Source organism: Streptomyces sp. NPDC048424, from assembly GCF_040651555.1.
GTDB lineage: Bacteria > Actinomycetota > Actinomycetes > Streptomycetales > Streptomycetaceae > Streptomyces.
The window spans coordinates 18,477-41,657 of record NZ_JBEZKE010000018.1 but is presented as its reverse complement, the minus strand read 5'-3'; the positions used below and the strand labels follow the sequence as shown (position 1 = coordinate 41,657).

Annotated in this window: 16 protein-coding genes and 1 pseudogene; 11 read left to right on the top strand and 6 right to left on the bottom strand. The window is 72.4% G+C overall.

Going from position 1 to position 23,181, the window contains the following annotated elements; all coding sequences use genetic code 11:
• Positions 1–259 precede the first annotated feature (259 nt).
• A pseudogene (locus tag AB0D29_RS24550) lies at positions 260–954 on the top strand (serine hydrolase domain-containing protein); the annotation flags it as partial.
• A 20-nt stretch (positions 955–974) separates the two neighbouring features.
• Here AB0D29_RS24550 and AB0D29_RS24545 read toward each other — a convergent pair.
• Positions 975–1,517 carry a type 1 glutamine amidotransferase domain-containing protein gene (locus AB0D29_RS24545; RefSeq protein WP_362857078.1) on the bottom strand — a complete coding sequence of 181 codons (543 nt, stop codon included), beginning with the start codon at positions 1,515–1,517 and terminating at the stop codon, positions 975–977.
• 305 nt (positions 1,518–1,822) lie between these two features.
• Here AB0D29_RS24545 and AB0D29_RS24540 point away from each other — a divergent pair, with 305 nt between their 5' ends.
• The 3 genes from AB0D29_RS24540 to AB0D29_RS24530 all read left to right on the top strand — a co-directional run bounded on the left by AB0D29_RS24540 (position 1,823) and on the right by AB0D29_RS24530 (position 5,768).
• On the top strand, positions 1,823–2,203 hold the full coding sequence (locus AB0D29_RS24540) for a hypothetical protein (protein WP_362857076.1): 381 nt from the start codon (positions 1,823–1,825) through the stop codon (positions 2,201–2,203).
• A 200-nt stretch (positions 2,204–2,403) separates the two neighbouring features.
• Positions 2,404–3,954 carry an oleate hydratase gene (locus AB0D29_RS24535; protein WP_362857235.1) on the top strand — a complete coding sequence of 517 codons (1,551 nt, stop codon included), beginning with the start codon at positions 2,404–2,406 and terminating at the stop codon, positions 3,952–3,954.
• Positions 3,955–4,175: 221 nt separating this feature from the next.
• Positions 4,176–5,768: a glutamate synthase subunit beta gene (locus AB0D29_RS24530; protein WP_362857074.1), complete on the top strand. Its 1,593-nt coding sequence runs from the start codon at positions 4,176–4,178 to the stop codon at positions 5,766–5,768.
• Between the two features lie 70 nt (positions 5,769–5,838).
• Here AB0D29_RS24530 and AB0D29_RS24525 read toward each other — a convergent pair whose 3' ends face one another.
• The 4 genes from AB0D29_RS24525 to AB0D29_RS24510 form a co-directional block, all read right to left on the bottom strand.
• Positions 5,839–6,294, bottom strand: coding sequence for a hypothetical protein (locus AB0D29_RS24525; RefSeq protein ID WP_362857073.1), 456 nt, complete (start codon positions 6,292–6,294; stop codon positions 5,839–5,841).
• 1,004 nt (positions 6,295–7,298) lie between these two features.
• Positions 7,299–8,297, bottom strand: a complete 999-nt coding sequence (gene gap, locus AB0D29_RS24520) for a type I glyceraldehyde-3-phosphate dehydrogenase (protein WP_362857072.1) — start codon at positions 8,295–8,297, stop codon at positions 7,299–7,301.
• 125 nt (positions 8,298–8,422) lie between these two features.
• On the bottom strand, positions 8,423–9,379 hold the full coding sequence (locus AB0D29_RS24515; protein WP_362857071.1) for a helix-turn-helix domain-containing protein: 957 nt from the start codon (positions 9,377–9,379) through the stop codon (positions 8,423–8,425).
• Between the two features lie 81 nt (positions 9,380–9,460).
• On the bottom strand, positions 9,461–10,423 hold the full coding sequence (locus AB0D29_RS24510; RefSeq protein WP_362857070.1) for a TetR/AcrR family transcriptional regulator C-terminal domain-containing protein: 963 nt from the start codon (positions 10,421–10,423) through the stop codon (positions 9,461–9,463).
• 179 nt (positions 10,424–10,602) lie between these two features.
• On the opposite strand from AB0D29_RS24510, the gene AB0D29_RS24505 reads away from it, so the two are divergent.
• A complete protein-coding gene (locus AB0D29_RS24505; protein WP_362857068.1) occupies positions 10,603–11,820 on the top strand; it encodes an FAD-dependent monooxygenase in 1,218 nt (405 codons plus the stop codon).
• Positions 11,821–11,890: 70 nt separating this feature from the next.
• Here the strand turns inward: AB0D29_RS24505 and AB0D29_RS24500 are convergent, their stop codons facing one another.
• Positions 11,891–13,804 (bottom strand): ATP-binding cassette domain-containing protein, encoded by a 1,914-nt coding sequence (locus tag AB0D29_RS24500; RefSeq protein ID WP_362857066.1) that lies wholly within the window; start codon positions 13,802–13,804, stop codon positions 11,891–11,893.
• Between the two features lie 409 nt (positions 13,805–14,213).
• Here AB0D29_RS24500 and AB0D29_RS24495 point away from each other — a divergent pair, with 409 nt between their 5' ends.
• The 6 genes from AB0D29_RS24495 to AB0D29_RS24470 all read left to right on the top strand — a co-directional run bounded on the left by AB0D29_RS24495 (position 14,214) and on the right by AB0D29_RS24470 (position 23,078).
• Entirely contained in the window at positions 14,214–15,395 is a 1,182-nt protein-coding gene (locus AB0D29_RS24495) for a PP2C family protein-serine/threonine phosphatase (RefSeq protein WP_362857065.1), read from the top strand.
• Between the two features lie 264 nt (positions 15,396–15,659).
• Positions 15,660–16,826: an alanine--tRNA ligase-related protein gene (locus AB0D29_RS24490; protein WP_362857063.1), complete on the top strand. Its 1,167-nt coding sequence runs from the start codon at positions 15,660–15,662 to the stop codon at positions 16,824–16,826.
• 208 nt (positions 16,827–17,034) lie between these two features.
• Entirely contained in the window at positions 17,035–17,553 is a 519-nt protein-coding gene (locus AB0D29_RS24485) for a hypothetical protein (protein WP_362857061.1), read from the top strand.
• A 149-nt stretch (positions 17,554–17,702) separates the two neighbouring features.
• A complete protein-coding gene (locus AB0D29_RS24480) occupies positions 17,703–18,491 on the top strand; it encodes a sortase (RefSeq protein WP_362857060.1) in 789 nt (262 codons plus the stop codon).
• A 198-nt stretch (positions 18,492–18,689) separates the two neighbouring features.
• Positions 18,690–19,229 carry a hypothetical protein gene (locus AB0D29_RS24475; RefSeq protein WP_362857058.1) on the top strand — a complete coding sequence of 180 codons (540 nt, stop codon included), beginning with the start codon at positions 18,690–18,692 and terminating at the stop codon, positions 19,227–19,229.
• A 1,224-nt stretch (positions 19,230–20,453) separates the two neighbouring features.
• Positions 20,454–23,078 carry a DUF6777 domain-containing protein gene (locus AB0D29_RS24470; protein ID WP_362857056.1) on the top strand — a complete coding sequence of 875 codons (2,625 nt, stop codon included), beginning with the start codon at positions 20,454–20,456 and terminating at the stop codon, positions 23,076–23,078.
• The last annotated feature ends 103 nt before the right edge of the window (positions 23,079–23,181 follow it).

Here is a 23,181-nt window from a genome sequence, read left to right as displayed (position 1 = left end):
GAAGAGTCGAACGAGCGATGAATGGATCGTAGATCGAACTCGCCTTGCGGCCTTCGAATGTGAGGTTCTATTCACGAATCTGCAATGAATAGAAGGGTGGCGATGGGGGCCTCTTCAGGGCCTCCGCGCCACGGGCCCGCCAGGGCCGGATGGGCCACCACCGGCCCGTGCCCGGCCGTGTCGCCGGCGGTGGCGGCGGCGACCGTACGAAGGTCCACCGGGCGGGCGTGGCCGACGTGGACAGCGGCCGACCGACATCATCTCCGAGGACCTCCGCCACCGGTTCGACTCCCGGCGCCTGCTCGAGTTCGTCGCCGGCGAGGACCTCGCCTTCCGGCCGGGCAGCCGCTACCAGTACTCCAACTCCGACAACGTCGCCATCGCCCTGATGGCCGAGGCCGCCACCGGACGCCGGTACGAGGCACTGCTGCGCGAGCTCGTCTACGAGCCGCTGGGCCTGAAAGACACGAGCCTGCCCCAGGGGTACCGGCTGCCCACGCCCTTCCTCCACGGCTACCAGATCGACCCGCAGACCGGACCCGTCGACGTCAGCGAGGCCATCAGCGCCTCGGGGGCCTGGGCGGCCGGGGGCATCGTCTCGACGCCGAAGGACCTGACCGCGTTCATCCGGGGCTACGCGGGCGGCTCGCTCGTATCAGAGCGCACCCGCCGGCAGCAGTTCACCTTCATCCCCGGCGCACTGTCCCAGCCCCCCGGCCCGGGCCGACCGCGGCCGGCCTGGCCGTCTACCGCTACACCACGCGCTGCGGAACCGTCTACGGCCACACCGGCAACACCGCCGGCTACACGCAGCCGGCGGCGGCCACGGCGGACGGCCGGCGCTCACTGACCTTCACGATCAGCACGCAGACGTCCCTCGACACCAACCCCGACCTGCTCGCACGGGTCCGCGAGGTCCAGGAGGACTCCGTCTGCGCCCTGCTGCGCGGCTGACCCCGTCCCCGCCGGGGCCGTCACGACCGCCCGGGGGTGAATTCCTTCACGAGCGTGGCGCAGAAGGCGTCGAGGTCGTCGGGCCTACGGCTGGTGATGAGCGTGGCAGGGGCCGCGCGACACACCCGTACCTCCTCGTCGACCCAGGTGGCTCCCGCGTTGCGGATGTCGGTCGCCAGGCTGGGCCACGACGTCAGCGTCCTGCCGCGTACGACGCCGGCCTCGATCAGGGTCCAGGGCGCGTGGCAGATCGCCGCGACCGGCTTGCCCGCCTCGAAGAAGCTCCGGACGAAGCCGACGGCCCGGTCGTTCACGCGCAGTGCGTCCGGATTGGCGACACCGCCCGGCAGCACGAGTGCGTCGAAGGCGTCGGAGGTGTCTCCGGCCAGCAGGTGGTCGACGGGGTAGGTGTTCGCCTTGTCCAGGTGATGGAAAGCCTGCACCCGTCCGGGCTCGGTCGATACGAGCTGCGGGATCCAGCCGGCCGTCTCGACGGCCTTCCAGGGCACGGTGAGCTCGACCTCCTCCACGCCCTCCGGAGCGGTCAGAAACGCGACGCGCATGGCGCTCACTCCCTTCGATCTTGCCGGGCTCTACCGCGCCTTCCCCGGCCGGTGCCCCTGAACCGTCGGGCCGGGAGGAAAGTCCGGCCGACGGATCCGGCAGAGCGCCTGCGCGCGCCCGGGCGATTCGGGATGCGGGAATCCGCACGGCCTCGCAGCATGACGGTGAACCCTCCCGGAAGAAGGAGACGCGTGATGCCCCGAGGTCCCGCGATGAACCTGCGGCAGCCGAAACCGCCCATGAGCACTGATCGCCGTCGCCCGGAGGGCGCTCGCGCCCGGGCGTACGAGGAAGGCGGGAAGCGATGACCAGCGACGCCGGCGCGTCACGGCAGTCAGCGGCGGAAGTGGTGGTCACGGCCACGCATTGCTCGGAAGAGGCCGCCCGCGTCCTCCTGGAGGTTCTGGAGCGGGCCTTTCCCGCCTCGTCGGCGGAAGGCGTGGCGCGCGAACCGGGTCCGCACGGCAGGACCACCGTGTGGTGCACGACCGTGGACACGGCGGACCCGCCCGTGACGACGGAGCCCATGGGCCTGGACGGAACCGTCGAAGTCGGCCTGCAGGGCGGCCCCCGCGCGGTGGACCGGGTCGTCGCCGCCCTTACGGACGCATTCGTGGTCGAGGACCGGGGGACCGTGGCGGGAGATCAGGAGAAGGAGATCGACCTGCTGATCCGCGCCGGGTGACCCGTCGCGGCGCCCCTCGTGCCCCGGCCGGGGCCCCGTCTGTGCCGCGGCCGGGGCGGCGCAGCGGCCAGGCGGGCGACTTGTCGCCGCGCACCGCGCCTCGGGCCGGCCGGCGGGGAAGCATCGACTTCGGATCCTTCCCGGAAGCGGCGCGTCGACCGCCTGAGGACGGGCCCGAGGGGTGCGACGGAGGCAGGGACCTGGTGGGGAGCGGGATCGCCTCGTTGTCCGCGGCGGCGTTCCTGATCCGGGACGGCGGCTTCGACGGCCGGGACATCGTCATCCTGGAGGAACAGGACCGCGAGGGCGGCAGCCTGGACGCGGCAGGTTCACCCGAGACGGGCTACACGATGCGCGGCGGGCGCATGTTCGAAATCCACTTCGACTGCACGTACGACCTGCTCGGGTCGATCCCATCGCTGGAGGATCCGTCGAAGTCGGTCACCGATGACACGTTCGCATTCCACGACGACTTCGCCTGGGACGACCAGGCACGGCTGGTCGACGCCGAGGGGCGGGTGGTCCGAGCGCACTCGATGGGGTTCTCCGAGCGGGACCGTCTCGAACTGGTCAAGTGCGTCGCGACGCCAGAGCACCTCCTGGACGGAAAGCGCATCACCGACTGTTTCGGCGAGGAGTTCTTCACCACCGACTTCTGGTGGATGTGGTGCACGACCTTCGCCTTCGAACCGTGGCACAGCGCGATCGAGTTCCGGCGCTACCTCAACCGCTTCGTCCACCTCTTCAAGACCTTCGACACGATGTCGGGGATCTACCGCACCCGGTTCAACCAGTACGACTCCATCGTCCGCCCTCTCGGAAAGTGGCTCACCGACCAGGGCGTGACCGTCCGGCTGGGCACCCGCGTCACCGACCTGAGCCTGGCCCCGGGCGACGCACTGACCGTCGAGCGGATGTCCTGGGAGCGCGACGGGCAGAGCGGTGAGACGCCGGTGGGCCCGGACGACCTGGTGATGGTGACCAACGGCTCGATGACCGCCAACTCCACCCTGGGCACCACCGACGCGGCCCCCGTCCCGGACACTTCGCGCTCCGCGGGCTCCTGGCGCTTGTGGGAGACCCTCGCCGCCAAGAGGCCCGGGCTCGGCAACCCTCGCGTCTTCTCCTCTTCCGTGGCGGACTCGACCTGGGAATCGTTCACCGTCACCACGAAGGATCCGACCTTCTTCAAGCTCATGCAGGAATTCAGCGGAAGCGAGGCCGGCAAGGGAGGCCTGGTCACCTTCAAGGACTCCAGTTGGCTGCTGACGATCGTCCTCAACCACCAGCCCCACTTCCGTGACCAGCCGGCGGACACCTACGTTTGGTGGGGGTACGCGCTCGTCCCCGGGCGGGACGGGGACTTCGTCAAGAAGCCCATGTCACGGTGCACGGGCCGGGAGATCCTGGACGAAGTCCTCTCCCACCTGCGCTTCGAGCAGCGCCCGCAGATCCTCGACCAGTCCATCGTGATCCCGGCCCTGATGCCTTACATCACCAGCCAGTTCCTCGTCCGCTCGCAGGGGGACCGGCCGCAGGTCGTTCCCGAGAAGTCCACGAACCTCGCCTTCATCGGCCAGTACGCGGAAGTCCCCGACGACGTGGTCTTCACCGTCGAGTACTCCGTACGCACCGCCTGGACCGCGGTGGCCGGTCTGCTCGGGCTCGACCGGCAACCGCCTCCCGTCTACAAGGGGCAGCACCATCCCAAGGTGCTGGTCGAGGCGTTGCAGACCCTCCACCGGCGCTGACCCGCCACCCCGCGGCGGGGGTGCGCCGTGGGTCGGGCCGGTCGCGTTCGCACGGGTCGGCCGTCACCTTCCGCATGCGCCCGTTCACCGGATTCCCTTCACCCCCGACGCTGGAGCGAAGGCGGCGTAATCTGGTCGAACCGCCACAGAATGCGCGTACGAGGAGCATGGTGCGCCGCCCGCGTCGTGCCCCCACCGCGAACGATCCAGGGAGGCGGCGCGTGACCGATCCGTTCGGCTTCCTCAGGATCCCCCGCGAGGCCGTCCCGGCCCGTCCCGTCGAGGAACGGCTGGGCGACTGGCACGAGGTCCACGCGGGCCAGGCGTTGCTGCCGCTCGTCTCCCGGCAGGCCGACCGCTGCATGGACTGCGGCATTCCGTTCTGCCACACCGGCTGTCCCCTGGGAAACCTCATACCCGAGTGGAACGCGTACGCCGCCCACGGCGACTGGCGCGCTGCGTACGAGCGGCTGCACGCGACCAACAACTTCCCGGAGGTCACCGGCAGGCTCTGCCCGGCCCCGTGCGAGGACGCCTGCGTCCTGACGATCAACGCGGACCCGGTGACCATCAAGAACGTCGAGCAGGCGATCGCGGACGAGGGCCTGCGCCGCGGCTACCTCACCCCCAGGCCGCCGGAGAAAGAGAGCGGCAAGACGGTGGCCGTCATAGGCTCCGGTCCGGCCGGACTCGCGGCGGCGCAGCAGCTGACCCGTGCCGGGCACTCCGTCACGGTCCACGAACGGGCCGACCGGATCGGCGGACTGCTGCGCTACGGCATCCCCGAGTTCAAGATGGAGAAGATCCACCTGGACCGCCGCATCGAGCAGATGCGCGCCGAGGGCACGGTCTTCGTCACGGGCACGGACATCGGCGGCACGGCCGGCCCCGCGGCGGGCACCGCGACGGGCGCCGGCGCGGCAGAGGGCGCCGGCGCGGCAGAGGGCGCCGGCGCGGCGGCCGGCACCAGCGCAGCGGAGCTGCGCGGCCGGTGCGACGCCGTGGTCGTCGCGATCGGCGCCGGCGAACGCCGGGAACTACCGGTCCCCGGCCGCGCACTGCACGGCATCCACCAGGCCATGGAGTACCTGACCTGCGCCAACCGGGTGCGGGAGGGCGACTACGCCGTGTCTCCCGTCACCGCCGAGGGCCGGCACGTGGTGATCGTCGGCGGCGGCGACACGGGCTCCGACTGCCTCGGGACCGCCCTGCGACAGGGCGCGATCTCCGTGGTCCAGCTCGACATCAACCCGGAACCCGGCGCGGGCCGGACCGACGACGAGCCCTGGCCGGTGTACCCGAAGACGTACCGGATCTCCCACGCCCACGAGGAGGCCCGCGGGTGCGAGGGCCGCGACCCCCGGCTGTTCTCCTCCGCCACCCTGCGCTTCGAGGGGGACGCCTCGGGCCGGGTTCGGGCACTGCACCTGACCGCCGTCGAGCCGGTGGCCCGCAGCCCCCTGGCCGGCACCGAGCACGTCATACCGACCGGACTGGTGCTGCTGGCCCTCGGCTTCTCGGGCCCCGAGCGGGCCGGCGGCCTGCGCGAGCAGCTGGGGCTGGAGCTCGACGAGCGCGGCAACTTCGCGCGGGACGCCGGCTTCGCGGCGGGCGGCGGACGGGCGCCGGGGGTGTTCGTCGCCGGCGACGCGGGCCGCGGCCAGTCGCTGGTGGTGTGGGCCATAGCCGAGGGCCGGGCGGTGGCCGCCGCCGTGGACCGCTACCTGACCGGCTCCACCTGTCTCCCGGCTCCGGTCGCCGCCCATGACCGCCCGATGACGGCCCTGGGGCGCCTGCGCTACGGAGAGTACTAGGGGCACGCGGGACGGGGCCGCCACCGGATGGGGTGGCGGCCCCGCGCCGCGGCGAACCGTCGGGCCGGCATCACGCGTTGGGAACCGTCAGGTCGCCGGAATGGGGCAGACCGGGGATGTCGGGGATACCGGGGAACCCGGGAACACCGGGGAATCCGGGGATGTCAGGGACGTCGGGGGCGTGCGGGACGGGCTCGGCCAGCGGGTCGTCGCAGGGCGCGGCGAAACAGACCCAGGTATGGCCCTTGGACGGTTCGAAGTGCACGCCCCCGTCAGCGCCCGCTCCCGTGCCGATGTCGTCGTCGCCGAAGAGGGACTTCCCGCCGGGTTCGACGAGCAGCAGGTTGCCCTTGTTGTCGCTGCCGCCCTGATCATCGGGGGCCACGACGCGGTCATCGGCCACGGCGGCCTGCGGGGTCGCCGGGGCGGCGGCGAACGCGCTGGTCGGGACCAGCACGCCGCCCACGACCACGGCGGTCGAAGCGGCCAGGGCGAAGAAGCGCGGGGTGCGGAAGAGGTGGGTCATGGAAGCTCCCGGGTTCGAGGTGTGGAGGGGGAGCATCCAGTAGGCCCCGACCCGCCCCGCACGGTCACGTCCCTGAAACCCGTGGCTTGACGTACGCCAGCCGATCCGGTCTGCGGCCGACGGGGGCAAACCACCGCCGCACCCTTGCCGGAGGGGGAGACAGGGGGGAGCAGGACCGAACGGCAACGGAGTGACACTCCTCCGCCGCTGCATAAAGCGCGCCGTCTCACGATACGAATTGTGGGGCTCGAAGCCCCTCCAGGGCCCGCGCATACAAGGAGGTTCACATGCGAAACGAGCAGGGCACAGACCGCCGATTCGGAACCCGCGCGCTTGCCGGCGCCTTGGCGTCCGTGGCGCTCGTAGGCTGGGCAGCGCCCCAGGCACAGGCCCGGGAGCCCCGGCCCGCGGCGCCCCTGCACACCGGGCATCCGGACCCGTGCGGCGAAGGCCGAGGAGTCATGACGAGCCAGGACGAATGCGGCAGCGGGCACGGCGGACCGCCCGGTCCGGAGGGGGCGGCCGGAGCACCGGGACCGGCAGGGCCGGCCGGAGCACCCGGCCCGGCGGGGCCGGCAGGGGCGCCGGGACCGGCCGGGCCCGCAGGAGCGCCAGGGGTCGCCGGCCCCGCGGGAGCACAGGGGCCCGTCGGCTCTGTCGGCCCCGCCGGACCGCCCGGGGCATCTCTCGCACTCGTCCGGGTCGTCGACCAGGAGCGGACAGTCGCCCCCGGCACGGCAAGCGGTAGCACCGCCGTGTGCCCTGAGGGCCACAAGGCGGTCTCAGGGGGCTTCGTTTCGAGCTTCGGCCTGACGGTGAACGTCTCCCAGCGAGCCGATTCGGGCGGCGCGGGTCTGGGAAACGCGTGGATGGTACAGGCGTTCAACCCCACCGAGTCCGCGAATGCCACGGTCCAGGCGATCGCCTACTGCGCTCCGGGAGTGACGGTCTCCTGAGCGGAGTCGAGCCGGCAGGCCGAAGCTCCTCCGGTGTGTGCGGCCGGCTCAGCGGGTCGCGAGGAGGGTGAGGGTGTCGATCACGCGGTTCGAGAAGCCCCACTCGTTGTCGTACCAGGCGACCACCTTGACGTGGCGGCCGTCGACGCGGGTCAGCTCCGAGTCGAAGATCGACGAGGCGGGGTTGCCCGTGATGTCGGAGGACACCAGCGGGTCGTCCGAGTACTCGAGCACGCCGGCCAGCGGACCCTCCGCGGCGGCGCGGTACGCCTCCAGGATCTCCTCGCGCGTCACGTCACGGGCCACGGTCGTGTTGAGCTCGACGATCGAGCCCACCGGGACCGGTACGCGGATCGAGTCGCCCGAGAGCTTGCCGTCGAGGTTCGGCAGCACGAGGCCGATCGCCTTGGCGGCGCCCGTCGTCGTCGGCACGATGTTGACGGCGGCGGCGCGGGCGCGCCGCGCGTCGCGGTGCGGGCCGTCCTGCAGGTTCTGCTCCTGCGTGTAGGCGTGCACCGTGGTCATGAAGCCGTGCTCGATGCCGGCGAGGTCGTCCAGTACGGCGGCCAGCGGCGCGAGCGCGTTGGTCGTGCACGAGGCGTTCGAGACGATGGTGTGCAGGGCCGGGTCGTAGGTGTCGGAGTTGACCCCGAACGCCAGGGTGACGTCGGCGCCGTCGGACGGCGCGCTGACGAGCACCTTCCGCGCGCCCGCCTTGACGTGGGCGCGGGCGGCCTCGGCCGAGGTGAAGCGGCCCGTGGCCTCGAGCACGATGTCGACACCGAGCTCGGCCCACGGCAGCTGCGCCGGTTCCCGCTCGGCGAGCACCTTGATGCGGCGCCCGTCGACGACGAGGACGTCCCCGTCGACGGTCACCGGGCGGCCGAGGCGGCCGGAGGTGGTGTCGTACGCGAGCAGTCGTGCGAGGGTGGCGGGCTCCGTCAGGTCGTTCACGGCCACGACCTCGAGGTCGCTGTCGCGTTCGAGGAGCGCGCGCAGCACGTTGCGCCCGATGCGGCCGAATCCGTTGATGGCAATGCGAGTCATGAGCGATGTCCCTTTCGTTCGCCATCAGGTTCGCGCCAGGAGCGCGCCCGCGACAGCGGCGTGATCGCCATGGTTCAAAAGGATCCCGCCACGGCGGCATTGCGGGCCCAGTGCCGGTCGGCTCGCTACTCGCCCTGGGTGAAGGTGCGCCGGTACTCCGTCGGGGTGGTGCCGAGGATGCGCTGGAAGTGCAGGCGCAGGTTCGCGCCGGTGCCGAGACCCACGTCGGCGGCGATCTGCTCGATGCCGCGCTGCGAGCGTTCGAGCAGCTCACGCGCCACGTCGACGCGGGCGCGCATCACCCACTGCATCGGCGTGTACCCGGTGTCCTCCGCGAAGCGTCGCGAGAACGTGCGGGGCGAAACCCCGGCGTGCCGGGCCAGTACCTCGAGCGTGAGGGGCTCGCCGAGCCGGTGCAGTGCCCACTCGCGCGTGGCGGCGAACCGCTCGCCGAGCGGCTCGGGGACGCTGCGCGGCACGTACTGCGCCTGGCCGCCGCTGCGGTAGGGGGCGGCGACCAGGCGTCGGGCCGCATGGTTGGAGGCGGACACACCGATGTCGCCCCGCAGGATGTGCAGGCACAGGTCGATGCCGGAGGCGGCGCCGGCCGAGGTCAGCACGCTGCCCTCGTCGACGAAGAGCACGTTCTCGTCGACCCGGACCAGCGGATGTTTCGCCGCGAGCGCCCGGGCGTAGTGCCAGTGGGTCGTGGCGCGTCTGCCGTCGAGCAGGCCCGTGGCGGCGAGCGCGAACGCGCCCGTCGAGATGGCGGCGAGCCGGGCGCCCCGCTCGTGGGCGGCGATCAGCGCGTCGATGACGGCCCGCGGCGGATCGTCGCGGTCCGGGAACCGGTAGCCGGGGACGAACACGATGTCGGCCCACGCGAGAGCCTCCAGCCCGTGGGTCACGTGGTACGCCAGGCCGTCCCCGCCGGCCACGAGCCCGGGCGCCGCCCCGCACACCCGCACCTCGTACGGCATGCTCGCGCGGGTCGTGAAGACCTGCGCGGGGATGCCGACGTCGAGCGGCTTCGCGCCCTCGAGGACGAGGACGGCGACACGGTGGAGACGGGAGGCTGACACGGGCTCGAGGGTACGCGGCACCAGGTCGCGACCCCCGCGCCGCCACCGCCCTCGCGGTGGTCGCGCCTTTCGGCCCTCCCGTCAGCCGGCGGAACTGCCGTCGAGGAGAGGGGCGAGGCCGTCGAGGAGGCGCTGGAGGCCGAACTCGAAGAGGGCGTCGAGGTCGAGTTCGTAGCCGGCCGAGGCCAGACGGGAGAGCGCCGGGAACCGGCCGGTGCCCAGCACCGCCAGGAGCGCCGGCTCCTGGGTGTCCATCCACTCCTCGCTGTCGAGGCCGCTGTGCGCCTGCGCCTCCCGCTCCGTCTCCAGGTTGACGGCGACGCCACGGGTGTAGTTGAAGAGCATGAGGTGCGCGGTGAAGGCGGACTGCAGGTCGAGTCCGCGCGCGTGCAGGGTGGCGAGCATCCACTCGCTGTACGGCAGTGCCGAGGTGATCATCTGCGGGCGGGTCACCGACAGGGCCGGCGCGAGCCACGGGTGGCGGCGGAACACGTCCCAGAGCTGCCGGGCCGCCAGTTCGATCGCCTCCCGCCAGCCCGCCGGAGCGTCGGCGGGCAGCGGGTGCCCCGCCATGACGCCGTCCATCATCCGCATCAGCAGGTCGTCCTTGTCGGCCACGTGCCGGTACAGCGACATGGTCGCCACTTGCAGCTCGGCGGCCACCCGGCGCATCGAGAGCGCGGCCAGCCCCTCCGTGTCGGCGACGGTGACGGCTGCGCCGACGATCCGTCCGAGCGTGAGGGCCGCCTGGACCGAGGACGCGTCGGACGACCCGCCCGGGCGTGCGGTGATGGCGGGCCGGGCGGGTCGCACCGGGCGGCTGGGGGCGGTCACGACCGTCCCCACGCCCGGGACGGCGTGCACCATGCCCTCGCGGCGGAGTTCGGAGAGCACCTTGGTGGCGGTCGCCATGGCGACGCCCCACCGCCGGGTGATCTCGCGGGTCGAGGGCACGCGATCGCCCGGCGCCAGTTCACCCGACTCGATCCGTCGCCGCAGCTCGTCGACGATCTGGCCGTAGCGCGATACCGCCTGTCCGCCCATCGACACTCCTCCGCACTAGTGCACCTGGATGCGCGTCATCCTAGCCGTCGACCCCGGGCAATCGCCGCCCACCGGCATCCCTCCCGTCCTTGCGCACTAGTGCAGTGCTTCCCAAGCATGGGTACTTACAGCGTGTTTCAGGCTTGCATGTCCGATTGCGTACGGCGTACCGTCGTGCCATGCCGAACAACGAGATACTCATCTGTGGTGCAGGCATCGCAGGACCCGCCCTCGCGTACTGGCTACGCAAAGCAGGCTTCGCGGTCACGATCGTGGAGCGGGCGCCGGCGCCCCGGCCGGGCGGGCAGACCGTGGATCTGCGCGGCGCCGGCCGTATCGTGATCGAACGGATGGGCCTGATGGACCGGGCCAGGGCCGAGTGCGTGGACCAGCGCGGCCTCGCCCTCGTCGACACCGCCGGCCGGACCACCGCCCGACTGCCCGCCGACAGTTTCGGCGGCGAGGGGATCGTCTCCGAGATCGAGATCCTCCGAGGCGACCTCGCCCGTCTGCTGTACGAGGCGACCCTGCCGGACACGGAGTACCTCTTCGACGACACCGTCACCGGGATCGAGCAGGACGCCGACGCGGTCACCGTCACCTTCGAGAAGGCCGCACCGCGCCGGTTCGCGCTCGTCGTCGGCGCGGACGGGCCCCACTCCGTGGTGCGCGCCCTGTCCTTCGGCCCGGAGCGGGAGTTCGTCCACCCGATCGACCTCTACACCACCTGGTTCACCGTCCTCGACGACCTGGACCTCGACGGCTGGTTCGTGATGCACAATGCGCCCGGCGGCCTGGTCGTCTCCGCCCGGCCCGGACGCCTCCCCGGCGAGATCAAGGCCGGCTTCAGCTTCCGCTCGCCGCCGCTCGCCCACGACCGCCGCGACATCGCCGCCCAACAGGAGCTCGTGGCCCGGCGCTTCGCCCACGTCGGCTGGGAAACCCCGCGCCTGCTGCGCGGGATGCGCACCGCCTCGGACTTCTTCCTCGACTCCATGGGCCAGGTCCGCCTCGACAGCTGGTCACGCGGCCGCGTGGCGCTGCTCGGCGACGCCGGATACTGCGCGACGCCGCTGACCGGCCTCGGGACCAGCCTCGCCCTGGTCGGCGCCTACGTCCTCGCCGGGGAACTCGCCGCGGCCGGGGGCGGCCACGCCGTCGCCTTCCGCCGCTACGACACGGTGATGCGCCCGTACGTGAGCCAGGCGCAGCAGCTGCCACCCGGCGGGGCCGCCGGGTACGCGCCTTCGGGCCGGCTCGGCATCCGGCTGCGCGACCTCTCGATGCGGTCGATGACCCGCTGGCCGATGCGGAACGTGTTCGCGGCGCAGTTCGCCAAGGCCGGGAACATCGCACTGCCCGAGTACGGCCTCGCGAGCGCCATGACGCAGGAGTGAGCGGCAGCGATCTGCAACAGGGCGCCACGGAGCGCACCGCCACCGGTGGGCTCCGCAGCTCCTCATCTCGTCAGCGGTCTTGGGAGAGTTCGTACAGCTCGCGGAACCGGCCCCCGTTCAGGGACACGAGCTGGTCGAAGGGGCCTTGTTCCACGATGCGGCCGCCGTCGAGGACGACAATGCGGTCGGCGAGGCGGCAGTTCTCCATCCGGTGCGTGACGATCACCGTGATCCGGTCCTCCTTCATGTCCCGCAGGCCGGAGAAGACCATGTGCTCCCCGCGGGGATCCATGGCGCTCGTCGGTTCGTCCATGACCAGCAGGCCCGGCTTGCGGTGGAAGGCGCGGCCGCAGGCCAGGCGTTGCCACTGGCCGCCCGAGGGCTCGTGGCCGCCCCAGACCGAGCGCGCCAGCAGCGTGTCCAGCCCGTCGGGGAACTCCTCGACGGTCGTCCGCATGCCCACGGCGTCCAGCGCCTCCCACACGGCCTCCTCGCCGCGGGGGTCCGGCTGGCCGAGGGTGATGTTCTCCCGCGCGGAGAACGGCCAGTACCCGTACGACTGGGTGACGAGGCCGACGTGCGCCCAGGCGGAACGCTGGTCCGCGTCGGAGGTGGGCACGCCGTCCCAGGAGACGGTGCCGGAGGTCGGGGCGGTCAGGGAGGTCAGCAGGCGGATGAGAGTGGACTTGCCGGCGCCGTTCTCGCCGATGACGGCGACGACCTCACCGCGGGCCAGCGTCAGGGAGACGGGGCCGAGGGCGGGGGCGTCCTTGCCGGGGTAGGTGTACGAGGCCTCCTCCAGCCGGATCTTCTCCGGCGCGCTCTCCATCACCTGCGGGCCGCGCGGGCCGGACTTCTCGGCGGCCTCCTTGACGAAGGTGGTGTAGTCGCCGAGGTAGAGCGCGTGCTGGAACATGGCCGCCCCGTAGACGACGAGCTGCGACAGGGCGGCGGTGGAGGTGCGCATGGCGACGATGGCCGTGCCGGCGGCGGCGATGGCCATGTAGCCGCCGATGACGAGCCCGGCGAGCGCCCCGTACGTCGCCATGACGAAGACCCCGGACGCGGTGGCGGCGATCAGGTAGACGACGAGGTAGCGGGGCGCGGAGCTGACCATCTTGGAGTCGATGCGCTCGCAGACGGCCGCGTACCAGTGGTGGGCGTAGGGCCGCATGCTGTTGCCGCGCAGCTCGTCGGCGAGCTTCGGGGTGGTCAGGTGCCAGCGCATCATGTGCTTGATGTTCCGGGAGGCGATCGTCTGGTTGTGGAGGCGGTAGTCGAGGCGGGCGGCGTATACGGAGCCCAGGCCGCGGGGGACCACCGACAGCAGGAGCAGCGGCAGCAGTACGGGGTGGACCACGGCGAGGACCGACGCGACCGCGACCATGTCGATCATGCCGCCGGTAAAGCCGAGGGCGTCCTGCAGGAGCATGGCGGAGCGGGCGGAGCCGGTCTCGGCGGCCTCCGAGCGCTCGGTGAAGTCGGGGGCGTCGTAGGCGGCGAGCTCCACGTCCATGTGGGCGTCGACCATGGCGAGGTCGGCGAGGGTGGCCATGCCGGGGTTGAGGCGGCGGGCGGAGCTGCCGGAGGCGATGGAGGCCAGGGCGCCGAGGGCGGTCATCGCACCGGCGACGACCAGGGGCCAGGCGGCGGCCGAGATGCGCTCCTGGACGCCGTCGCCGGCCAGGAGCGGGACCATCGCCTGGGAGATCGCGGCGAGCGCCGCCGCCGTACAGATCCCGCCGAGGATCTGGGCGGCGACCAGCACGTGGAAGGCGGTGCGGTTGACGGCGAGGGCGAGCCGCGCGGTCTGCCGGAGCGCGGAGGGGACGCGGCGGGCCATCTGGCCGAGCGACAGCGCCTCCATGGTCTCGTTGTGCTGGCCCCAGGTGTACGTGAACTCCGGAGGCGCGGGTGGGGCGGTTGGTGCGGGTGGAGCGGGTGGGGCGGCGGTCTTGTCTTCCTCGGCCTGCTGCTCGGACATGCTCTTTCTCCTTCAACCGGGTTGCTGTGGAGGCCAGTTCGGCTGCACCCGCGCATGGCGAGGAGGCCCGGGTCCGCGGTGTGCGGAAGGGCTGTCGCGGGGTCGCTGCAACTGGGGGAGTGAGTAGAGCGCAGGCCGGCGGCCGGAGCAGCGGGATCTGGCCGACCTCGCGGCGGCGGCCCCCTTGGCACGGCCGCTGATCATGTCCGGGTACCGCCGGGCTCCCGGACCGTGGGGGAGGTCAGGTTGGCTGGAACCGGCCGGTGCGGGGGTCGGTCATCGGAAATCGCTTGCGGGCTCCGACGACGCCCACGCGTGCGCGGAGTACCCGCGGCCCGAGGGCGATCCGGCGGCGAGGGCGTCGGCGTCCGGGTGGCGGCCGTGTGTCCCGGCAAGGCAGGCTGTACTCATGAGAGCGCCCTTGCGCTCGCCCCCGGGACCGGGAGCCGGCGGTCACCACCAGGTCCTTTTCGTGATCGCGGAGTGCGTGCCCTTCGCGATCGCCCTGCTGGTGCTCTTCATCGAGCTCACGCCGCTGCACGTCGTGTACACCGGCCCGATGCTGGTGGCGACACCCGCTCTGGCCGCGGTGACGATGGGCCCCAAGGGCACGCTGGCGGCGACGGCGGTGGCCGTCGCCGTCAGCGTGACCACCGCCACCCACAACCACGCCTGGGGTGGCCAGCAGGTCTACACCAACTTCCTCGCCCTGTCCCTGGTCGCGGCGGCGAGCGTCATGACGAGCGGCGCCGCGCGCACGCGCCGGGAGAGCGAGCTCAACCAGGTCCGCCGGATCGCCGTCGCGGCGCAGGAGGCCCTGCTGCGGCCCGTCCCGGACCGGCTGGGCCCCGTACGGGCGGCGAGCATGTACCTGGCGGCCGAGACGGGCGCGCTGATCGGCGGCGACCTGTACGACGTGGTCCAGACCCGGTACGGGGTCCGGATGATCATCGGGGACGTCCGGGGCAAGGGGCTGCCCGCCGTGCGGGCCGCCGCGGTCGTGCTGGGCGCGTTCCGGGAGTCGGTGCACTACGAGGACGACCTGGTGGAGGTCGTCAACCACTGCGGGGCGGCCCTGCGGCGGGACGCCGCCATTGCGGGCGCGAGCGAGAGCGCCACCGAAGGTGAGGACGTGCTCCTGGAGGCGTTCGTCACCGCGATCGTGGCCCAGGTCCCCGACGGCCCCCACGTCGAGGTGATCAACCGGGGCCATCCGCCGCCGCTGCTGCTGAGCAAGGGCACGGTCGTCTCCTTGATGCCCAGCCTCCCCCTGCCGCCGCTCGGTCTCGAGGAGTTCATCAGCGGACCTCCCGGGCGGACGGACCGCTATCCGTTCGCACCCGGTGACCGGCTGCTGCTCTGCACCGACGGCGTCATCGAGGCCCGCGACCGCGACAACGTCTTCTTCGACCTCCCCGAGGCCACGGTGAGCATGCGCGACTTCACACGGTCGGCGTTCCTGGAGGGCCTGCACCAGGCACTGCTCCGCCACACCCAGAGCCGCCTGGCGGACGACGTGGCGATCATCCTCGTCGACCGCCGCGAGGACGAGGCGCACCTGCCGGCCACCGACCCGGCCCACCCGACCTAGGCTCCGCGGCGGCTCGGGGCGGCAAATTCGTGTGCGCGGCGGTCGGGCCCGCGTTATGGTCGGCCGCATGAACGTCAACGGCCCCAGCACCACCGCGACCGCGCGAGCGACCAGCTCGCCGGTTGCCGCCGCCTGACCTTCCCCCCTCTCCCCGGCGACCGGAAAACGGTCCGTCGGCAGTGCCGTGGCCTCCGTGCCCGGCCGGATGACTGAACGGTCCCGTTCTCCGGTGCCTCTCCCACGCTGACGCGAAGGACGCACCCCATGCACACCGAACAGCTGGTCAACACGTTCGTCGAGTACTTCGAAGAGCGCGACCACCGCCGCATCGTCGGATCGACCCTGCTCCCGCCACCCGGCGACCCAGTGCTCTTCACCACCTCCGGCATGCACCCCCTCACGCCGTACCTGGAGGGCCGCCCCCATCCGCTGGGCAGGCGGCTGGTCAACGTACAGCGCTGTCTGCGCACCACGGACCTGGAGGAGGTCGGCGACGCCACCCACCTGACGGTCTTCGAGATGCTCGGCACCTGGTCACTGGGCGACTACGACGGTCCGCTCAGCCTCGACTGGGGATACGGGCTGCTCACGGAGGGCCTGGGCGTCGATCCCCGCCTGCTGCACGCCACCGCCTTCGCCGGCGACGGCCAGACCGGCCCGGACATCGCCTCCCTCCAGCTGTGGCAGGACCGGGGCGTCCCCGTCGAACTCACCGTGGAGGACAACTGGTGGTCCAACGGACCCGTCGGCCCCTGCGGCCCCGACTCGGAGATCTTCCTGTGGAGCGGTGACGGCCCGCCCCGGTCGACCCCCACCCGCGACGACCGCTGGGTGGAGGTGTGGAACCACGTGACCATGAGCCACCGCCGGCTCGACGACGGTTCCCTCGTACCCCTTCCCCAGCGCAACGTCGACACCGGACTGGGCCTGGAGCGGCTGGCCTCGCTGCTCCAGGGCAAGTCGTCGGTGTTCGAGTGCGACGTCTTCGATCCCTGGCGCCGCCTCGTGCCGACCCTGTGGCCCCTGGACGAAACATCGCTGCGGGTGGTCTGCGACCACCTGCGCTCGGCCATCGTCGTACTCGGCGACGGGGTGCGCCCCGCCAACACGGGACGGGGCTACGTACTGCGCCGCCTCGTGCGACGGGTGCTCACCGTGCTGTGGCGTGACGATCCCTCGCGGGGTCTCGGAGACCTGCCGGAGGAAGTGGTCCGGCACACCCTGGACCACTTCCGGCTGGACATGCGACCGGAGGACGTGCTCCGGATGTTGGTCGAGGAGGAACGCCGGTTCGGCCGGCTCCTGGAGCGCGGCCGGCAGGTGCTCGCCCGGCCCCGGTTCCGGGGCCCGCTGACCGGGGAGGACTTCCACTACCTCCACGACACCCACGGTCTGCCGCGCGAGCTGGTGAGCAGCCTGCGGCAGGAGTGACGACGCGGGGCGCGCGGGCTGACGCACGAAGGTCTGCCGGGCGAGGAGGTCGCCCTCGGTCCCGACGACCTCCTCGACCTTCGGCGTGCCCGGCGCGCGGACGAGCTCGTCCTCCAGGTCTCAACGGCCGCGAGGTCACTGGGCCCGACCGACGGCACGACACGGAATATCGGTACCGGATGACCGCGCGAAACGATGGAATGCCGGTATGACCGAGCCCGAGCCCGAGCCCGAGACCGAACCCGAGACCGACCCCGAGAACGACGACGAACCCCCCGAGCACCGGCGCTACGCCCACTATCTGGAGCTCCTGGAAACCGTCCCGGAGGCGGAGGAGGCCGACCTGCTGGCGGCCGTCCTGCGCGACGACTGCGTGACGATGGCGGAGTCCGCGGTGAACCGCCACCTGGAGCGCCGGGCCGCCCAGTTGCTGACCGACGCCCACTTCCCGGACTGGGCCCGGACGACGGCCGCGGTCATCGGGGACCGGGCCTTCCTGTCCCGCCGCCTGCGCGAGTGGACCCTCCTCAGGGCCGTCGCCCTGGACGAGCCGTGGACGGCCGAGGAGGTCACGGGCGCGTCCGACTGGTTCCAGCGCACGGCCTCGGCCGCGCAGATCATCACCTCGACCGAGGCCCTCGACCTGCTCGCCGAGCACGGACGCACCCGTCGCGTCCGCAACGCGGCGACCCGCCGTCTCCGGCCACCGCGTCGACGCTCGCGTTGATCACGGTCCGGTCGGCCAGGGGGAGGGAGGTCACAGACCGGGACCCTTATGGACCTCTTGCTCCGTATGTCACTCTGGCCGCTGAACCGGGTCACCCGCCTGCCGCACGCCCCGCACGACCCGGACGACCGACCGACACGGAAGCGCCCATGTCCCTGCCGTTCCCTTCCCGTGCCGTCCCCGCCGTACTGACCGGCGCCGTGGCCGTCCTGCTGGCGGCGTGCGCGCCCTCCGTCGCCGCCGGTACCGCGGCTCGCCCGCAGACGCCCGCGGTACCCGCCTCGGCCCCGGCCGCGCAGTCCGCGGCCCCCACCGCGCACCCGTCCGCGTCCGGAGCGTCCCCCGCGGTCACCCCGGCCGTCGCGGCCGCCGTTCCCACCGCGGCGCAGCCCGTGGGCCCGGGCGCCGGCGTCCCGACCCAGGCCTCGACGCTGTCCATCCCCTCGGTGGGCATCTCGGGACTGCGCGTGATGCCGTACGAGGGCACCACCGACGACGTACCGGGGACCCGCATCCAGGACCTCGGCGTGGCGGCCAGCCCGTACGGGAAGCTGGGCGGCGTCGGACCCGGTCAGGTGGGCAACTTCCTGATCACCGCACACCGACTCTCGGCGGGCGGTCCGCTGCGCGACCTGCCCTCCGTGGACAAGGGCGACACGGTCCTCGTGACCCTCGGGAAGGTGGAGTACACCTACGAGATCGTCGCGACCCGCAAGACGTCCTTCCGGTCGGAGAGCTCGCTCGGCGAACAGCGCGCGGCCGTCCCCGGGGCGCCCGGTGCGGCCCCCACCCAGGCCATGATCACGATCTCGACCTGCGCCACGCCCGAGGACCACGCGGAGGGCAACTTCTGGAGCGACGCCCAGGGCAACCCCGAGCACCGCATCGACAAGATAGGCGTCCTGCGCAAGACCTCCGCGGCCACGCCCGCCTCCTGACGCACCCGGAGGTCCCCGCCGGCGCGCCCGGCAGCCGTCTCGTACCGACGGGTAGTTTCCAGCCAAATACCGGCATCGCGCTGACATGCTCCTGACAGTTCAAGGTCGCTGTGGGACTCTCCCGGCACGCACTCCGCACCCTCTGAGAGGCCCAGCGCCTCGCCCACCCCCACCAGTACGTGGCATGGAGGAGCGAACATGAGGCACACCACGCCCATCAAGCACGGCACCCGCATCTCACGCGTCGCCGGGATCGCGACGCTCGTCGTCGCAGCGGCCTTCACCGGCACCGGCACCGCCCTCGCGCACACCCCCGGCGCCTCGGCCGCCGACCAGAAGGTCGACGGCGTGATCGTGGTCGCCGGCAACAGTTGCAGCTGGACCAACGCGAGCACCAGCGCCGCAGCCCCGGCCGCCCTCACCGTCGACCGCACCACGATCAACGCGCCGGGAGGCAACCTGGCCTGCGGCGGAGGCATCGCCGCCTCCCTCAACACCAACCCCGCCTTCACCTTCGACGACACCGCCGGCACGGCGCGGACCGACACGATCGACATCACCGGCAGGCAGAGCTTCATCTCCTGCCGCTACAAGGCCACGAACATCGTGTGGGACCGCGACGGGACGAGCCGGAAGTACATCAACCGCGCCTTCACCGCCACCAAGACCTCGGGCAGCTTCCTGTGCCCGGGCTCCGTCAACACCCCGGTCGGGGACGCTTCCATGCTGTTCCGCTGACCCGGCCCCTGCGGCGGACCCCGGCCCGGGGCTCCGCCGCAGAGTCGGCAAACCATCCCCTGCGCCCACCGCGCGCGGCGTCGCTCACGGCCGCGAGCCGCGAAGGCGCCGTCGTGGCCGTCAACATCAGCCGCCTGCGCTGCGATGCCCTGCTGATCACGGAACCGGGCGTACGGGGACTGCCGCTGCCCGGGGTCACGGCCGACGGGGTCGAGGACCGCACGGTCGCCTGGCTGGTGGCCCTGCGCACGTGGGAGCAGGCGGCGTGGGAACTCCAGGCGGCCCGGGAGCCGTTCGACCGGGGCGGCCGCTTCCCGGGGTCCTCTTCCACATCTCCGACGCGCGAGCGGCCTTGGCCACGGCCCGCAGGGCGGCCGAGGAGGAGCTCAGCACCCTCACCGCCTGGCGCCGGCTCCTCGCGGCGTCCCGGTGGAGCTCCCAGATCACGGCCGCACACACCGCCTCGGCCGAGGCCGCGCGAGCGGCCGGCGTTGCCGTGCGGCTGCTGCCCAACTGGCGATGGCGGAGCCGGACCCGGCGCACGCGCTGGAACCGCTGGAGCTGGGCCGAGGGGTGCTGTGGCCCAGAAGCTCGACGTGCACACCGATCTGAAGCTGCTTCAGGAGGGGTGCCCCGAGCCGGCCGAGCGCCTCACGAGAGTGCGCGTACTCCTGGAGGAGGCCCGGGACCCGTCGGCGCGCACGTGCCGGTCCCGTCGGCTGCCGCTGACGTAACCGGGCGCGGACCTTCGTTTGTCAAGTCCCGAAAGCTCGCGGCATGACGTGATCCGGGGGGAGGGGGCTTACTCAGGAGATGGACGCACGCGTACCGGGTGGGTCCTTGTCGACGGCGACGGCGATGGCGATGTCGCTGGAGACGTCCAGGTTCCACCTCCGAGATGTGGAGGCGTTGACGGTTCAGAAGGAGTGAGCGCATGCGAGTCACCGTGATCTACCCGCTGCCCTGTGTCCGGGGGCGAGTGTCATGAGTTCCCTGCCTCCCTCCTCCGAGCGCCCCACCGGCCCGCCGCCCGGCCCGTTGTCGGGCCAGGACGCGCATGTGGAGCCGCCGCCCCCGCCGCCGCCCCCTCGGCAGCCATCAGGGCCTCCGCCTCCCTCGGGACCCCCGTCGGGGCCCCTTCCGGTCTCTTCGGCCGGGTCTTCGCCGCCGCCGTCGGGTGGTGGGCGGGTGCGCAGGTGGCGATCGCGCAGGGCCGTGCTGAGCATGAGTACGGCGGTTGCCGTGGTGTCCGCGGTGGTCCTTGGTTTCACCCTGCTGGGCGGGAACACCGCGGCGGGCGGTGAGGTCTTCCTCCAGGCCGCTCCGGAGGCCGGGCCTGACCCGTTCACTCCGTCGACGGCCACACAGGCCGAGAGCGTCGCCAAGGTCACGCCCATGACCGCCGGCGAGAAGGCGAAGGACGGCGCGAGCACTGCGCGCGCCGCGAGCGCCAAGGCGGGCGGTGCGCGCACGCTCGAGGTCGACGGTGGGTATCCGGGCCTGTACGGGGGGACACGGAACGTCGCCAGCTGTGACGTCGAGAAGCAGATCCGGTTCCTCACGCAGCACCCGGACAAGGGCAGGGCGTTCTCCGGCTCGCTCGGCATCCGGCAGCCCGAGATTCCCTCGTACCTGCGGTCGCTGACGCCCGTCCGGCTGGGCTGGGACACCCGGGTCACCAATCACGGGTACCGGAACGGCGCGCCCACCAGCTACCAGGCGGTCCTGCAGGCCGGTACGTCCGTGCTGGTCGACGGCCGTGGCGTGCCCCGGGTCCGCTGCGCCTGCGGCAACCCCCTGAACCCGCCCGTCGCGGTCAGGGGCAGGCAGGCGTACAGCGGCGATAAGTGGTCCTCGTTCCGGTCCTCCGGCCTCGTCGCGGTCAAGCCGGCCGTGAAGCCGGTGAAGACCGTCACGGTCTTCGACCAGAACCGGAAGGGATGGTACGAGCGCCCGAGCGGGGCGGCGCAGGGCCGGCACGACCGCGAGGTCCCGCCCCCGAAGGGTCAGACCCCCGGCTCCGCCTACCCGGTCCTCCCGGCGGCCCACCCGGCCTCCGTCCAGACACCCCAGGACGCGGGCCCGAACGAGATCCCGGGCAACGCCCCTGGTCGGGAGCCGGGCCAGATTCCCGGCAACGCCCCTGGTCAGGTGCCGAACGAGAACCCGGGCAACGCCCCCGGTCAGGTGCCGGACCAGACGCCCGGGACCGCCCCCGGCCAGAACCCGGGCAACATCCCCGGCCAGGCGCCGGGCAACGCCCCGGGCGATGTCCCGGACCAGGCCCCGGGAAAGGCGCCGACCCTGGCCCCGGGCCAGAAGCCGGGCGAGGATTCGGGGAAGGTGCCGGGCCAGGAGCCCGGCAAGGCCCCAGGTGAGGCGCCCGGCGAGGACCCGGGCAACGCTCCCGGGAAGGCGCCGGGCAAGGAATCGGTGAAGGCACCGGGCGAGGACCCCGGCAAAACGCCCGGCCAGGACGCAGACAAGGAGCGCGGTCAGAACCCGGACCAGACCCCCGGCCAGGCGCCGGGCAAGGGCCAGGACCCCGGCGAGGCCCCAGGGACGGGTCCTGCCAAGGAATCGGTGAAGCAGCCGCCTCAGGAGCCCGGCCGGGCGCCGGACGACGACCCGGCGAAGGCGCCGGGCAAGGAGCCGGGCGAACAGCCTGGCAAGGAGACCAACAAGGAGACCGGCAAGGAGACCGGCAAGGACCCGGCGAAGGCGCCGGGCAGGGAATCGGGCGAACAGCCTGGCAAGGAGCCGGGTCAGGACCCGGGGAAGGCGCCCAGCGAGGAGCCGGGCAAGGATCCTGGAAAGCCGTCGGGCAAGGACTCGGTGAAGGACCCGGGTAAGGAGCCCGGCCAGGAGCCTGGCGAGGGCCCGAGGAAGACGCCCGGCAAGGAATCGGAGCAGAAGCCCGGCAAGGAGTCGGGCGAGAACCCGGGCGAGGACTCGGAGAAGGTGCCGGGCAAGGATCCCGGAAAGTCGCCGGGCAAGGACTCGGTGAAGGACCCGGGTAAGGAGTCCGGCCAGGAGCCTGGCGAGGGCCAGAGGAAGACGCCCGGCAAGGAATCGGAGCAGAAGCCCGGCAAGGAGTCGGGGGAGAACCCGGGCGAGGACTCGGAGAAGGTGCCGGGCAAGGAACCGGGCAAGGCACCAGGGAAGGAGCCCGGCAAGGCTCCCGGCAAGGATCCGGCGAAGGTGCCCGGTCAGGAGTCGGGCGAGAACCCCGGCAAGGAGTCGGCGCCGGACCCGGACAAGGACTCGGAGAAGGTGCCGGGCAAGGACTCGGGCAAGGTTCCGGGTCGGGAGTCCGGCCAGGAACCGACGAAGGTGCCCGGTCAGGAGCCGGACAAGGAGTCGGGGAAGGCGCCTGGCCGGGAGTCCGACAAGGGGCCCGCCCACGATCCGGCGAAGGTGCCCGGCCAGGACCCCGGCAAGGGGTCGGGCGATGGCCCGGACAAGGCTCCCGGGAAGGTTCCGGAGTCCGGTCACGAGCCCGGCAAAACGTCCGGCCACGACACGGGTAAGGACCCTGGTCAAGAGTCCGGGCGGGCGCCGGGCCAGGCGCCGGGCCAGGAGCCCGGGAGCGCACCGGAATCCGGCCAGGCGCCAGGCAACGCCCCGGACAAGGGCACCGGCAACGATCCCGGAACGGCGCCCGGGAGCGAGCCGGGCAAGGACCCGGTTCCGGGGGGTCAAGGTTCCGGCACTGGCTCCGGCAACACTCCGGGGAACGCGCCGAGCCAGGGGTCGGGCAGCGAAAGGGGCCAGGATCCTGGCAACGAGTCGGGGCGGCAGCAAGGCGGAGACCCCGGCGGTGAGCCGGGGGAGGAGCAGTCCGGGTGATCCGGTGGTTCGGACACCCGGGCGATGAGGCTCCGGCCGGGCCACCGCAGGCCGATGCCGCGGTGGCTGCGCAACGGCCCGATGGCGTCGCGGGGTTCAGCGC